The following is a 12,995-nucleotide window of genomic DNA, read 5'->3' as shown; positions in this document are numbered from 1 at the left end:
CGGTCTCCTCGGTCAGTGCGGCTTGGCGGCGCTGAGCAGGTCCAGCAGCCGGTTTTCGGAATCATCGAGATAGCTGGCCATGGCCTCCGCCGCCGCCTGCAGGCGACCGGCGCCGAGCAGGTCATGGATCTGGCGGTCGCGTGCCAGCCAGGGGCGCTGGAAGTGTTCTTCGTCGGGAGCGATGGAAAACAGCAGGCGCATCTGCGCGGCGACGTTGGCGAAGAATTCGTCGAACAGCGGACTGCGCAGCAGGCCGACGATGTGCTGATGGAAATGCAGGCCGTGGGTACCGAAGGCGCGCCAGTCTTCGCGCGACTGCGCCAGATCGGCGGCCTCCAGCGCGTCCAGCATGCGATCGGACTGGTACTCGCGCAGCGGTCGGCTGGAGAGGATGGCCTGCACCTCCAGGGTACGGCGCACCTGAAAGATGTCGCGTACCTCGGCCAGGCCGAGGCGGCGCACCATCACGCCCTTGTGGCGCACATAGGTGGCCAGGCCCTCGCGATCCAGCTGGTGGAGGGCTTCGCGGATGGTGTTGCGCGAGGCGTTGTAGGCTCGCACCAGCTCACTCTCGACCAGCGCCGTACCGGGCAGCAGGCGGCCGCCGATGATGTCTTCGCGCATCTCCTGGAGCAGTTGAATCCCTAACGGTAGTCCGCTCGCGTCTTTGCCGTTCATGGCGGGCTCCTTACCAACCCGTGACGGTATCGGTCTCAGTCCAACGCTGAGCCGTTTCCGACCATCACCAGGCGTGCATCCGATTGTTCAACAATAGGCTGAGGTCGAGTTTGCACACTGTGTGCCAAGACATGAGGGGCGAGCGGTATCGCTGAGCAGGCGATGGAGGAGGAAGGGGCCGCTGAGTGGATAGCGCACAGCCATTACCGCGTGAGCGAACGGGCGCCGCCACGGGAAGGCCGAGGGATCGTCGGTGAGTTGCGTCTGCCGACTTACTGGTCCGTGTCCTGGGTCGCTTCCAGCCGCTGCATGCGCGCGCGATCGGCATCGAAGGCGGCGCTGGTGCTGATGCGCAGCTCGGCGTAGCGCTGCAGATCGGCCCGCAGGCGGATCTGATCGGCTGCCATGGCGTCGAGGCGGGCCTGCAGGTCCGCAGGGAGTGCCTGGCCATTGCGCTGGTACACCGCCGCCTGTTCCATCAGTTGGCTCTGCTGCTGGCGCACGGAGTCCAGGGTGGCCTTCTTGATCTGCATCAGGCCATCCAGCTCCGCCAGCTTGCGCGCCTTGGCGCGGTCGACATCCTCGACATTGCTGTAGAGCTTGCGCAGTTGGCCGTCGACCAGCGCCTGCTGGCGCGCTTGCGCCTGGCGGTCGAGTTCCGCGGCGGGCAGGGCCGGGGCGACCTTGCGGATCACCCGGCCCTGTTCGTTGAGGACGTCGTAGCCCTTGCCAGCGTACTCCGGTGGCACACCCTGGCGGTCGATGACCAGGGTGCCGTTACGGTCCAGGTAGCGGTACAGCTCCGCCGCCTGGCCGGCCAGCGGCAGGGCGATGAGCAACAGGCTGGCAGCGGCGCGACGTACGACCATGGCCGTCTCTCCTGGGGCTGACGGCTAGATGCCGTATTGGGCGCGATAGTCCTGGACGGCAGGCAGGTGACGCTTGAGCTCGGCATCCTCGGCCAGGTATTCGAGCACCTGATCCAGGGCGACGATGCTGAGCACCGGAATGCCGTAGTCACGCTCGACTTCCTGGATGGCCGACAACTCGCCGCGGCCGCGTTCCTGGCGGTCCAGGGCGATAAGTACACCGGCCGCGCTGGCGCCCTGCGCCTCGATGATCTGCATGACCTCGCGGATGGCGGTGCCGGCGGTGATGACGTCGTCGATGATCAGCGCCCGGCCGGTCAAAGGTGCGCCCACCAGCAGGCCGCCTTCGCCGTGATCCTTGGCTTCCTTGCGGTTGAAGCACCAGGGCGTGTCGCGGCCGTGGTGCTCGACCAGGGCCACCGCCGTGGCGGCTGCCAGGGGGATGCCTTTGTAGGCCGGGCCAAAGAGCACATCGAAGGGCAGGTTGGCGGCGACCAGCGCATCGGCATAGCAGCGCCCGAGGTGGGCCAGCGCCGAACCGCTGTGGAACAGGCCTGCGTTGAAGAAATAGGGGCTGACGCGTCCCGATTTCAGAGTGAATTCGCCAAAGCGCAGAACTCCACGCTCGATGGCGAAACGAATGAAATTACGCTGATACGCCTGCATATAAGTCCTTGCGCGGCTTGTATTTAGCTAAACCGGTTTAGCTCGGGTATCATACATCCACGATTTTTTGGGGGCCATTTATGCGGATCATCAGCTTGAACGTCAATGGTATTCAGGACGCTGTGGAGCGGGGCCTGTTGCCCTGGCTTAAGGCGCAGAATGCCGACGTGATCTGCTTGCAGGATACCCGCGCCTCTTCTTATGACATGGACGATCCGGCCTATGCGCTGGAGGGTTACATCCTCTATGCCTGCGACGCCGAAGTGCCGTCCCAGGGCGGGGTCGCGCTCTATACCCGGGTTCAGCCGAAAGCGGTGATCAGCGGCCTGGGCTTCGAGTCCTGCGATCGCTTCGGCCGCTATCTGCAGGCGGACTTCGACAAGGTCAGCATCGCCAGCCTGCTGTTGCCCTCGGGCAAGCGTGGTGATGAGGATCTGAACATGAAATTCAAGTTCATGGACGACTTCACCCATTACCTGAACAAGCAGCGCCGCAAGCGCCGCGAGTACATCTATTGCGGCTCGCTGTATGTGGCGCATCAGAAGCAGGACGTGAAGAACTGGCGCGACTGCCAGCAGATCCCTGGCTTCCTCGCCCCCGAGCGGGCCTGGATGGACGAGGTGATCGGCAACATGGGCTATGTGGATGCCCTGCGCGAAGTGAGCCGCGAAGGTGACCAGTTCAGCTGGTGGCCCGATAGCGACCAGGCCGAGCACCTGAATCTGGGCTGGCGCTTTGACTACAACATCCTCACTCCGGGGCTGCGCCGCTTCGTGCGCTCGGCTCGGCTGCCGCGGCAACCGCGCTTCTCCGAGCACGCGCCGCTGATCGTCGACTATGACTGGACGCTGAGCATCTGATCCGCCCAGTGTCTGAAACGAAAAAACCAGCCCACGGGCTGGTTTTTTGTTGGGTGCCTATTTCACCAGGATCACCGGCAGCGGTACCTGGTGCACCACGCGGTGGGCCACCGAGCCGAGCAGCAGGCCGCTGAGCGATCCCAGGCCGCGGGTGCCCATCACCACGGTGTCCACCTCCAGTCGCCGTGCCGTTTCGCCAATGGTCTCGGCGATGCTGCCGAAGCCCACGTGGGTCTGGGCCTCGATACCGGCTTCCAGCAGGGCCGGGCGCGCCCTGATCAGGATGTCTTCGGCCTTGTCCTGCAGGCTGCCCCGCCATTCGCGCAGGATGCGGTCATCGAAGGGCGCGCCGTAGATTTCCGGCTCGTTCTGGACATTGAGCAGGTGCAGGTCCAGCGACAGACCGGCCTTCACCAGCTCAAGGACGTAGCGCAGGGCGTTGTCGGCGCTGGGTGAACCGTCGTAGGCGACCAGGACATTGTGCATGGGGCATCTCCACGAAAGGGGTATGCCTTCATGCTAGACCGCCGACGCTAGGGGCGCTTGATCCGGATCAAGCCGCTGCCAGCGCCGGCGACATCAGCGACCCACCCGGTTGCGGGCGGTCTTGGACATTACCTCGGATTCGTCCAGCTTGCTGGCGAACATGCTCACGGCGTCCACGGCCTCGCTGGCACCATCGCGGATCTGCACGATCACCGCACCGGCCTGATCCGCGAGCTCGACGCCCTTGACCGCCCGGCCCTGGGTGCTTTCCATGCTGGCGACGGCCTGCTGGGTTTCGCTGAGGATTCGACCGATCATCTCGGCGATTTCCGCCGTGGCGCTGCTGGTACGCCCCGCCAGCTGGCGGACCTCGTCGGCGACCACGGCGAAGCCACGGCCCTGATCGCCCGCGCGGGCGGCCTCGATGGCCGCGTTTAGCGCCAGCAGGTTGGTCTGGTCGGCGATGCCGCGGATGGTGTTGACGATGGCGGTGATCTGCTCGGAGCGCTGGCCCAGCTGGCCGATCACCTCGGCGGACTGGCTGACGTTCTGCGCGATCTCGCGCATCTCGCCTGCCGCGGCCTGGATGATCCGGGTGCCCTGCTCGGCGACTTTTTCGGTCTCTGCGGAGATGTGATAGGCCCGCGAGGCACTGCGGCCGTCGCTTTCGTGCTTTTCCACCCGCTCGCTGATGTCACTGGCGTACTTGACCACCTTATATAGCCGGCCGGTGGCGTCGTACACGGGGTTGTAACTCGCTTCGAGCCAGATCACCCGGCCGTGCTTGCCCAGGCGCTTGAACTGGCCGCGGAAGAATTCGCCGGCGTTGAGCCGCCGCCAGAAATCGCCGTATTCGTTGCTGTTGACCAGGCCGGGCTCACAGAACAGACGGTGATGCTGGCCCTGGAGCTCCTTCAGGCTGTAGCCCAGGGTGGCCAGGAAGTTGTCGTTGGCGGTCAGGATGCGCCCGTCCAGGTCGAATTCGATCCGGGCCATGGCGCGGTCCAGGGCCTTGAGCTTGCTCTGGGCTTCGCTGTCGCGCTCGACCTGCTCGGTGACGTCGAGGGCGTACTTCACCACCCTGGCGATCTTGCCGCTGCCGTCGGGGACCGGGTTGTAGCTGGCTTCGAGCCAGAGGGTACGGCCCTGGGCGTCAAGACGCTGGAAGGCGCCGGAGACGTATTCGCCGCGCTTCAGGCGGGCCCAGAAATCGCCGTAGTCGCGGCTCTGGACCACGGCGGGAGGGCAGAGGCGACGATGATGCTGGCCGATCAGGACGTCGGCCCGGTAGCCGGTCAGCCGGAGGAAGTTGTCGTTGGCGCGCAGGATCACGCCGTCGAGATCGAACTCGATCACCGCCATGGAACGCTCCAGTGCCTGGGTCAGGCCCTGGTTGGCGTTCGCCTCGGCTTCCAGCCGAGCGATGGTCTTCTTTAGATGCGCATTGAACATGGCAGAACTCGCTGGCTGGGATAAAGACGTAGCCAGCCTATCGGCTTCAAGCGAGCCGACTTGACGGGACCCGGCGAGCGGTGGAACACGGCGTCTGGACGGCTGTCGCAAACGCGCCGGCCTGGGGCGTAAACAGGCATCTTGGGGTCTGGGGCCGGGCCTACCATCGCGGCCAAGGGGGTGGTTTTCACCGCCACAGACTTTAGGAGCGCCGCGATGTTCAGCAAGCAGGACCAAATCCAGGGCTACGATGATGCGTTGTTCGCCGCCATGGGCGAGGAAGCGCGGCGCCAGGAGCATCACCTAGAACTGATCGCATCCGAAAACTACACCAGCCAGCGCGTCATGGAAGCCCAGGGCAGCGTGCTGACCAACAAGTACGCCGAAGGCTATCCGGGCAAGCGTTACTACGGTGGCTGCGAGCACGTCGACAAGGTCGAGCAGCTGGCCATCGAGCGCGCCAAGCAGCTGTTCGGCGCCGATTACGCCAACGTCCAGCCGCACTCCGGCTCCCAGGCCAACTCGGCCGTCTACCTGGCGCTGCTGCAACCCGGCGACACCATCCTGGGCATGAGCCTGGCCCATGGCGGTCACCTGACCCACGGCGCCAAGGTCAGCTCCTCCGGCAAGCTGTACAACGCCGTGCAGTACGGCATCAACACCGACACCGGGCTGATCGACTATGACGAGATCCAGCGTCTGGCCGAAGAGCACAAGCCCAAGATGATCGTGGCGGGCTTCTCCGCCTATTCCAAGACCCTGGACTTCCAGCGCTTCCGTGACATCGCCGATAGCGTGGGCGCCCTGCTGTTCGTCGACATGGCCCACGTGGCCGGTCTGGTCGCTGCCGGTGTCTATCCGAACCCGGTGCCCTTCGCCGACGTGGTGACCACCACCACCCACAAGACCCTGCGCGGCCCCCGTGGCGGCCTGATCCTGTGCAAGGCCAACGCCGACATCGAGAAGAAGCTCAGCGCCGCGGTGTTCCCGGGTGCCCAGGGTGGCCCACTGATGCACGTCATCGCCGGCAAGGCCGTGTGCTTCAAGGAAGCCCTAGAGCCGGGCTTCAAGACCTACCAGCAGCAGGTGATCAAGAACGCCCAGGCCATGGCCGGCGTGTTCAAGGCCCGCGGCTTCGACGTGGTGTCCGGCGGTACCGACAACCACCTGTTCCTGGTCAGCCTGATCAAGCAGGGCATCACCGGCAAGGATGCGGACGCCGCCCTGGGTCGCGCCTGCATCACCGTGAACAAGAACGCCGTGCCCAACGATCCCCAGTCGCCCTTCGTGACCTCAGGTCTGCGCATCGGCACCCCGGCCCTGACCACCCGTGGTCTAGGCGTCAGCGAAAGCGAGCGCGTCGCCGGCTGGATCTGCGACATCCTCGACCACCTCGGCGATGCCGATGTGGAAGCCCAGGTGGCGCGCCAGGTGGCCGCGCTGTGCCGCGACTATCCGGTTTACCGCTAGTCGCTGCAATCCTGACGCAACCCCTATCCAACCCCTTTCCCTCTTAGCGGAAAGGGGCGTCGTCTGCAGGAGTCTCCAGATGCAACGCTATTCCGGCTTCGGCCTCTTCAAGCACTCCCTGAGCCATCACGAGAACTGGCAGCGGATGTGGCGCACTCCGACGCCCAAGCCGGCATACGACGTGGTCATCGTCGGCGGTGGCGGTCACGGTCTGGCTACCGCCTATTACCTCGCCAAACAATTCGGCGTGAAGAACGTCGCGGTGATCGAGAAAGGCTGGCTGGGCGGCGGCAACACCGCACGCAACACCACCATCGTTCGCTCCAACTATCTGTGGGACGAGTCGGCGCACCTCTATGAGCACGCCATGAAGCTGTGGGAAGGCCTGTCCCAGGACCTGAACTACAACGTCATGTTCTCCCAGCGCGGCGTCTACAACCTCTGCCACACTCTGCAGGACATGCGCGATTCCGAGCGCCGGGTCAGTGCCAACCGCCTCAATGGTGTGGACGGCGAGCTGCTCGACACCCGCCAGGTGGCCGAGGAGATTCCCTACCTGGACTGCAGCAAGAACACCCGCTACCCGATCTTCGGTGCCACCGTGCAGCGTCGTGGTGGTGTGGCCCGTCACGACGCCGTGGCCTGGGGCTTCGCCCGCGCCGCTGACGCCCTGGGCGTGGACCTGATCCAGCAGACCGAAGTCACTGGCTTCCGCAAGCAGGACGGCAAGGTGATCGGCGTGGAAACCAATCGCGGCTTCATCGGCGCCCGGCGCGTCGGCGTGGTCACCGCAGGCAACTCCGGGCACATGGCCAAGCTCGCGGGCTTCCGCCTGCCGCTGGAATCCCACCCGCTGCAGGCGCTGGTCTCCGAACCGATCAAGCCCATCATCGACAGCGTCATCATGTCCAACGCGGTACACGGCTACATCAGCCAGTCCGACAAGGGCGACCTGGTGATCGGCGCCGGTATCGACAGCTGGGTCGGCTACGGCCAACGCGGCTCCTACCCGGTGATCGAGCACACCCTGCAGGCCATCGTCGAGATGTTCCCGATCCTCTCGCGGGTACGCATGAACCGCCAGTGGGGCGGCATCGTCGACACCTCGCCGGATGCCTGCCCGATCATTTCCAAGACCCCGGTGGAAAACCTGTTCTTCAACTGCGGTTGGGGTACCGGCGGCTTCAAGGCCACTCCCGGCTCGGGCAACGTCTTCGCGGCGTCCCTGGCCTCCGGCGAGATGCATCCGCTGGCCAAGCCTTTCTCCATCGACCGTTTCCACACTGGCGCGCTGATCGACGAACACGGCGCAGCGGCCGTCGCGCACTAAGGAGCCCGAGCATGTTGTACATCCATTGCCCCCACTGCGGGGAATTGCGCTCCGAAGAAGAATTCCACGCCGCTGGCGAGGCGCACATTCCGCGTCCGCTGGATCCCGAGGCCTGCAGCGACGCGGAGTGGGGCGATTACATGTTCTTCCGCGACAATCCGCGCGGTCTGCGTCACGAGCTGTGGGTCCACGCGTCGGGTTGCCGCCAGTACTTCAACGCGACCCGTAACACCGAGACCTACGAAATTCTCGAAACCTATCCGATCGGCGAGCAGCCCCGCTTCACCGCCGAGCGAGGAGAGCGCAAATGAGCCAGGTCCATCGACTCACCCAGGGCGGTCGCCTGGACCGCAGCCAGGCCATCACCTTCACCTTCAACGGTCAGACCTACCAGGGCTTCAAGGGTGACACCCTGGCCTCGGCGCTGCTGGCCAACGGCGTGGACGTGATCGGTCGCAGCTTCAAGTACTCCCGCCCCCGCGGCATCGTCGCCGCCGGTGCCGAAGAGCCCAACGCCATCATGCAGATCGGCGCCACCGAGGCCACCCAGGTGCCCAACGTGCGGGCGACCCAGCAGGCGCTGTACCAGGGTCTGGTTTCCGCCAGCACCAATGGCTGGCCGAGCGTCAACAACGACCTCATGGGCATTCTCGGCAAGGTCGGCGGCAAGATGATGCCGCCCGGGTTCTACTACAAGACCTTCATGTATCCGCAGAACCTGTGGATGACCTACGAGAAGTACATCCGCAAGGCCGCTGGTCTCGGGCGTGCGCCGACTCAGGTCGATCCCGACACCTATGACAACTTCAACCAGCACTGCGATGTGCTGGTGGTGGGCGGTGGCGCCGCCGGTCTGGCTGCGGCCCTGGCCGCCGGTCGTAGCGGCGCACGGGTGATCCTGGCCGACGAACAGGAAGAATTCGGTGGCAGCCTGCTGGACAGCCGCGAGCGTCTCGACGGCGCCCCGGCTGCCGACTGGGCGGCCAAGGCGGTCGCCGAACTGCAGGGCCTGGACAACGTGGTGCTGCTGCCGCGCGCCACGGTCAACGGCTATCACGACCACAACTTCCTCACCATTCACGAGCGGCTGACCGATCACCTGGGTGATCGCGCGCCCCATGGCCAGGTGCGTCAGCGCCTGCACCGTGTCCGCGCCACTCGCGTGGTACTGGCGACCGGCGCCCACGAGCGGCCGCTGGTGTACGGCAACAACGACCTGCCGGGCAACATGGTGGCCGGCGCCGTTTCCACCTACATCCGCCGCTATGCCGTGGCCCCGGGCCAGCGGCTGGTGCTTTCCACCAACAACGATTATGCCTACCGCGTGGCGCTGGACTGGCTAGAAGCCGGTCGCCAGGTGGTGGCTGTGGCCGATGCACGTCCCAATCCGCGCGGTGCCTGGGTCGAGGAAGTGCGCAAGCGTGGTGTGCGCGTCATGGGCGGAACGGCCGTGAGCGAAGCCCGCGGCAACACCCGCGTGACCGGCGTCAAGATCGCCACCATCGACCTGACCGCCTTCCGTACCCTGGGTGGCGGCGAGTGGCTCGACTGCGACCTGATCGCCACCTCCGGCGGCTACAGCCCGGTGGTCCACCTGGCCTCGCACCTGGGCGGTCGTCCGCTGTGGCGCGATGACATCCAGGCCTTCGTACCCGGTCCGGCTCCGCAGAAGCGTGTCTGCGCCGGTGGAGTGAACGGGGTCTTCGCCCTGGGTGACGTCCTTGCCGATGGTTTCGAAGCTGGCGCCACCGCAGCGGCTGAAGCCGGTGCCAAGGTCGTCAGTGGTGAACTGCCCCAGGCCGAGTTCCGTCAGGAAGAGCCGAGTCTGGCGCTGTTCCAGGTGCCCCACGACAAGCCGTCGTCGCGGGCTCCCAAGCAGTTCGTCGACCTGCAGAACGACGTGACCGCCGCTGGTATCGAGCTGGCCTGCCGCGAGGGTTTCGAGTCCATCGAGCACGTCAAGCGCTACACCGCCATGGGCTTCGGTACCGACCAGGGCAAGCTGGGCAACATCAACGGCCTGGCCATTGCCGCCCGCGTGCAGAGCAAGGCCATCCCGGAAGTCGGCACCACCATGTTCCGCCCGAACTACACGCCCATCACCTTCGGCGCCATCGCCGGACGGCATTGCGGTCACCTGTTCGAGCCCAAGCGCTACACCGCGCTGCACGCCTGGCACCTCAAGCAGGGCGCCCTGTTCGAGGACGTCGGCCAGTGGAAGCGTCCCTGGTACTTCCCCAAGGCGGGCGAGGACCTGCATGCCGCGGTCAACCGCGAGTGCCTGGCCGTGCGCCGTAGCGTTGGTCTGCTCGACGCCTCCACCCTGGGCAAGATCGACATCCAGGGCAAGGATGCGCGCGAGTTCCTCAATCGCGTCTACACCAACGCCTGGACCAAGCTGGACATCGGCAAGGCCCGTTACGGCCTGATGTGCAAGGAAGACGGCATGGTCTTCGACGACGGCGTCACCGCCTGTCTCGGCGACAACCACTTCCTGATGACCACCACCACCGGCGGCGCCGCACGCGTCTTCGAATGGCTGGAGCTCTACCACCAGACCGAATGGCCGGAGCTGGAGGTGTACTTCACCTCGGTCACCGACCACTGGGCGACCCTGACGCTGTCCGGTCCCAACAGCCGCAAGCTGTTGGCCAAGCTGACCGACATCGATCTGGACAACGCCGCCTTCCCCTTCATGGCCTGGAAGGAAGGTCAGGTGGGTGGGGTGCCGGCACGGGTGTTCCGTATCTCCTTCACCGGTGAACTGTCCTACGAGATCAACGTGCCGGCCAACTACGCCATGGGCGTACTGGAGCAGGTGGTCGCCGCGGGCAAGGAGTTCGATCTCACCCCCTACGGCACCGAGACCATGCACGTGCTGCGGGCGGAGAAGGGCTTCATCATCATCGGCCAGGATACCGACGGTTCGGTCACGCCGCAGGACCTGGGCATGGGCTGGGCGGTCAGCCTGAACAAGAACTTCTCCTTCGTTGGCAAGCGCGGCATGCATCGCCAGGACTGCGTCCGCGAGAATCGCAAGCAACTGGTCGGCCTCAAGCCGCTGGATGCACGCGATGTCCTGCCGGAGGGTACGCAGCTGGTGTTCGAACGCAACCAGCCGATCCCCATGGACATGGTGGGCCACGTGACCTCCAGCTACTACAGCGCGACCCTGGGCTACGGCTTCGCCATGGCCATGGTCAAGGGTGGTCTGGGCCGCATGGGGCAGACCGTCTACGCCCCGCTGGCCGACGGCCGCTACATCGCTGCCGAGATCGTCTCGCCGGTGTTCTACGACCCCAAGGGTGAGCGGCAGAACGTCGCCTAACGAGGATAGCGCCCCATGAACAACATCAATGTGTACGACCAATACTCCGCCAAGGCGCGCGCCGAATCCCCGCTGTTCCATGCCGAGCTGAGCAAGCTCGCCGGACGGGGCCCGGCCACCGCTGGGGTGACCCTGCGCGAGCGGGCCCTGCTGGGTCACCTGGTGCTCCGTGGCGATGCCCATGACGAAGGCTTCACCGGCGCCGTGCAGAGCGTGGTCGGCCTGGAAGTGCCCGGTCCGCTGGCGATCACCCAGAAGGGCGAGAGCTCGCTGCAGTGGCTCGGCCCGGACGAATGGCTACTGGTCGTGCCCGGTGGCAGCGAATTCGCCACCGAGCAGGCGTTGCGCCAGGCCCTGGGCGAGCGCCACGTCGCCATCGTCAACGTCGGTGGCGGCCAGACGCTGGTCGAGCTCAAGGGACCCAAGGTGCGTGAAGTGCTGATGAAGTCCACGTCCTACGATGTCCATCCGGACAACTTCCCGGTAGGCAAGGCAGTGGGGACGGTATTCGCCAAGTCCCAGCTGATCATCCGCCACACCGCGGAGGACACCTGGGAGCTGGTGGTGCGCCGGAGCTTCGCCGACTACGTCTGGCTGTGGCTGCAGGACGCGAGTGCCGAGTACGGACTGCGCATCGAGGCCTGATCACGGCCTACGTTCAGTCCCGTTCTAGCGAACCCGACCTGCGTGACGCGCAGGTCGGGTTTTGTGGTTTTGGCTTCATCTCTATGCAAAGGAATTCAACATGAGCCGCACGCCCGATACCTGGATTCTCACCGCCCAGAGCCCGAGTCGCCTCGGCACCGTGGACGTGGTCACGCGCTATCTCTTCGAGCAGGGCTGCTATGTCACCCAGCACCACAGCTTCGATGATCGCGAAGCCCAGCGCTTCTTCATCCGGGTGGAATTCCAGGTGCCCGGCGATTTCAACGAGGGGCTGTTCCGCGTCGGCCTCGACCTGCGCTTCACCCCCTTCGACATGACCTTCGAGCTGACCCCGCCGGCCTATCGGGCCAAGGTCGCCATCATGGTCTCCAAGGCGGACCACTGCCTGAACGACCTGCTCTATCGCCAGCGCATCGGCCAGCTGCCCATGGACGTGGTGGCGGTGATCTCCAACCACCCGGACCTGGAGCCCCTGGCAGCCTGGCACGGCATTCCCTATCACCATTTTCCCCTGGATCCCCAGGACAAGCCGGCCCAGGAGGCCAAGGTCTGGCAGGTGCTACAGGAAACGGGTGCGGAGCTGGTGATTCTTGCCCGCTACATGCAGGTGTTGTCGCCCGAACTCTGCCGCCGCCTCGATGGCTGGGCGATCAACATCCACCACTCCCTGCTGCCGGGCTTCAAGGGCGCGCGGCCCTATCACCAGGCTTACGCCAAGGGCGTCAAGCTGGTGGGCGCCACTGCGCACTACATCAACAACGACCTCGATGAGGGCCCCATCATCGCCCAGGGCGTCGAGTCCGTGGACCATGCCCACTATGCCGAGGACCTAGTGGCCCGCGGCCGTGACATCGAGTGCCTGACCCTGGCGCGCGGGGTGGGCTATCACCTGGAGCGCCGCGTCTTCCTCAATGCCGGGCGGACGGTGGTGCTCTAACCCATCTCGCTATCCCTCCTGGCAGGCTGCGAGATCGCCAAGGCGTTCGCAGCCTGCCTGTCCTGCGCTACCTCGATCATCTTTCCTATCAGCTCGGCAGCGCACCCATCAGGTGCTGCCCGGAGACGTTCGCGCGTCCTTTGGCCGTACCAGACGAACAGCGTCAGGCTAGGTGATGGCCGGGATAGAGAGGTAGCTATGGATGAGGAGAGGGGGCCGGGAAGGGAGCCTGGCTGGCTCTGCCGGCGGGGGG

The 12,995-nt window shown here is 65.4% G+C and carries 11 protein-coding genes and 2 pseudogenes; 7 read left to right on the top strand and 6 right to left on the bottom strand.

The genetic code is table 11. The annotated features are described in order from the left end of the window. Nucleotides 1-12: 12 nt before the first annotated feature. From ACWPW1_RS00065 to pyrE, 3 genes are all read right to left on the bottom strand, one after another. Nucleotides 13-678: a GntR family transcriptional regulator gene (locus ACWPW1_RS00065; RefSeq protein ID WP_454252217.1), complete on the bottom strand. Its 666-nt coding sequence runs from the start codon at nt 676-678 to the stop codon at nt 13-15. A 272-nt stretch (nt 679-950) separates the two neighbouring features. Beyond that, nucleotides 951-1,547, bottom strand: a complete 597-nt coding sequence (locus tag ACWPW1_RS00060; protein WP_454252216.1) for a DUF4124 domain-containing protein — start codon at nt 1,545-1,547, stop codon at nt 951-953. Nucleotides 1,548-1,571: 24 nt separating this feature from the next. Next, complete coding sequence (pyrE, locus tag ACWPW1_RS00055) at nt 1,572-2,213, bottom strand: orotate phosphoribosyltransferase (protein WP_059316715.1); 642 nt, start codon at nt 2,211-2,213, stop codon at nt 1,572-1,574. 80 nt (nt 2,214-2,293) lie between these two features. Here pyrE and ACWPW1_RS00050 point away from each other — a divergent pair, with 80 nt between their 5' ends. Beyond that, nucleotides 2,294-3,073: an exodeoxyribonuclease III gene (locus ACWPW1_RS00050; RefSeq protein WP_007160046.1), complete on the top strand. Its 780-nt coding sequence runs from the start codon at nt 2,294-2,296 to the stop codon at nt 3,071-3,073. 57 nt (nt 3,074-3,130) lie between these two features. On the opposite strand, the gene ACWPW1_RS00045 is transcribed toward ACWPW1_RS00050, so the two are convergent. From ACWPW1_RS00045 to ACWPW1_RS00035, 3 genes and pseudogenes are all read right to left on the bottom strand, one after another. Further along, the gene (locus ACWPW1_RS00045) at nt 3,131-3,559 is read right to left on the bottom strand and encodes a universal stress protein (protein ID WP_454252215.1); all 429 of its coding nucleotides are present in this window, start codon (nt 3,557-3,559) and stop codon (nt 3,131-3,133) included. A 93-nt stretch (nt 3,560-3,652) separates the two neighbouring features. Beyond that, nucleotides 3,653-4,129 (bottom strand): annotated as a pseudogene (locus ACWPW1_RS00040) (methyl-accepting chemotaxis protein); the annotation flags it as partial. 111 nt (nt 4,130-4,240) lie between these two features. Further along, nucleotides 4,241-5,011, bottom strand: a pseudogene (locus ACWPW1_RS00035) (PAS domain-containing protein); the annotation flags it as partial. A 216-nt stretch (nt 5,012-5,227) separates the two neighbouring features. Here ACWPW1_RS00035 and glyA point away from each other — a divergent pair. The 6 genes from glyA (at nt 5,228) to ACWPW1_RS00005 (ending at nt 12,742) form a co-directional block, all read left to right on the top strand. Next, complete coding sequence (gene glyA / locus ACWPW1_RS00030; protein WP_059316712.1) at nt 5,228-6,481, top strand: serine hydroxymethyltransferase; 1,254 nt, start codon at nt 5,228-5,230, stop codon at nt 6,479-6,481. Nucleotides 6,482-6,560: 79 nt separating this feature from the next. Next, the gene (locus ACWPW1_RS00025; protein ID WP_059316711.1) at nt 6,561-7,811 is read left to right on the top strand and encodes a sarcosine oxidase subunit beta family protein; all 1,251 of its coding nucleotides are present in this window, start codon (nt 6,561-6,563) and stop codon (nt 7,809-7,811) included. An 11-nt stretch (nt 7,812-7,822) separates the two neighbouring features. After that, on the top strand, nt 7,823-8,122 hold the full coding sequence (locus tag ACWPW1_RS00020) for a sarcosine oxidase subunit delta (protein ID WP_059316710.1): 300 nt from the start codon (nt 7,823-7,825) through the stop codon (nt 8,120-8,122). Further along, on the top strand, nt 8,119-11,139 hold the full coding sequence (locus ACWPW1_RS00015; protein ID WP_454252214.1) for a sarcosine oxidase subunit alpha: 3,021 nt from the start codon (nt 8,119-8,121) through the stop codon (nt 11,137-11,139). Before ACWPW1_RS00020 ends, ACWPW1_RS00015 begins: the two co-directional genes overlap by 4 nt. Before the next feature lie 15 nt (nt 11,140-11,154). Next, nucleotides 11,155-11,784, top strand: coding sequence for a sarcosine oxidase subunit gamma (locus ACWPW1_RS00010; RefSeq protein ID WP_059316708.1), 630 nt, complete (start codon nt 11,155-11,157; stop codon nt 11,782-11,784). Between the two features lie 100 nt (nt 11,785-11,884). After that, a complete protein-coding gene (locus tag ACWPW1_RS00005) occupies nt 11,885-12,742 on the top strand; it encodes a formyltetrahydrofolate deformylase (protein ID WP_059316707.1) in 858 nt (285 codons plus the stop codon). Nucleotides 12,743-12,995 lie beyond the last annotated feature (253 nt).

The sequence above is a fragment of the Pseudomonas sp. Marseille-Q7302 genome, from assembly GCF_965111925.1.
The sequence above is the reverse complement of the archived record's forward strand: the minus strand, read 5'-3'. Positions and strand labels throughout refer to the sequence as shown.

What these genes read in the sequence shown, in the direction of transcription:
- ACWPW1_RS00065 (WP_454252217.1), bottom strand. Translation starts at nt 678, where the DNA reads ATGAACGGCAAAGACGCGAGCGGACTACCGTTAGGGATTCAACTGCTC.
- ACWPW1_RS00060 (WP_454252216.1), bottom strand. Translation starts at nt 1,547, where the DNA reads ATGGTCGTACGTCGCGCCGCTGCCAGCCTGTTGCTCATCGCCCTGCCG.
- pyrE (WP_059316715.1), bottom strand. Translation starts at nt 2,213, where the DNA reads ATGCAGGCGTATCAGCGTAATTTCATTCGTTTCGCCATCGAGCGTGGA.
- ACWPW1_RS00050 (WP_007160046.1), top strand. Translation starts at nt 2,294, where the DNA reads ATGCGGATCATCAGCTTGAACGTCAATGGTATTCAGGACGCTGTGGAG.
- ACWPW1_RS00045 (WP_454252215.1), bottom strand. Translation starts at nt 3,559, where the DNA reads ATGCACAATGTCCTGGTCGCCTACGACGGTTCACCCAGCGCCGACAAC.
- glyA (WP_059316712.1), top strand. Translation starts at nt 5,228, where the DNA reads ATGTTCAGCAAGCAGGACCAAATCCAGGGCTACGATGATGCGTTGTTC.
- ACWPW1_RS00025 (WP_059316711.1), top strand. Translation starts at nt 6,561, where the DNA reads ATGCAACGCTATTCCGGCTTCGGCCTCTTCAAGCACTCCCTGAGCCAT.
- ACWPW1_RS00020 (WP_059316710.1), top strand. Translation starts at nt 7,823, where the DNA reads ATGTTGTACATCCATTGCCCCCACTGCGGGGAATTGCGCTCCGAAGAA.
- ACWPW1_RS00015 (WP_454252214.1), top strand. Translation starts at nt 8,119, where the DNA reads ATGAGCCAGGTCCATCGACTCACCCAGGGCGGTCGCCTGGACCGCAGC.
- ACWPW1_RS00010 (WP_059316708.1), top strand. Translation starts at nt 11,155, where the DNA reads ATGAACAACATCAATGTGTACGACCAATACTCCGCCAAGGCGCGCGCC.
- ACWPW1_RS00005 (WP_059316707.1), top strand. Translation starts at nt 11,885, where the DNA reads ATGAGCCGCACGCCCGATACCTGGATTCTCACCGCCCAGAGCCCGAGT.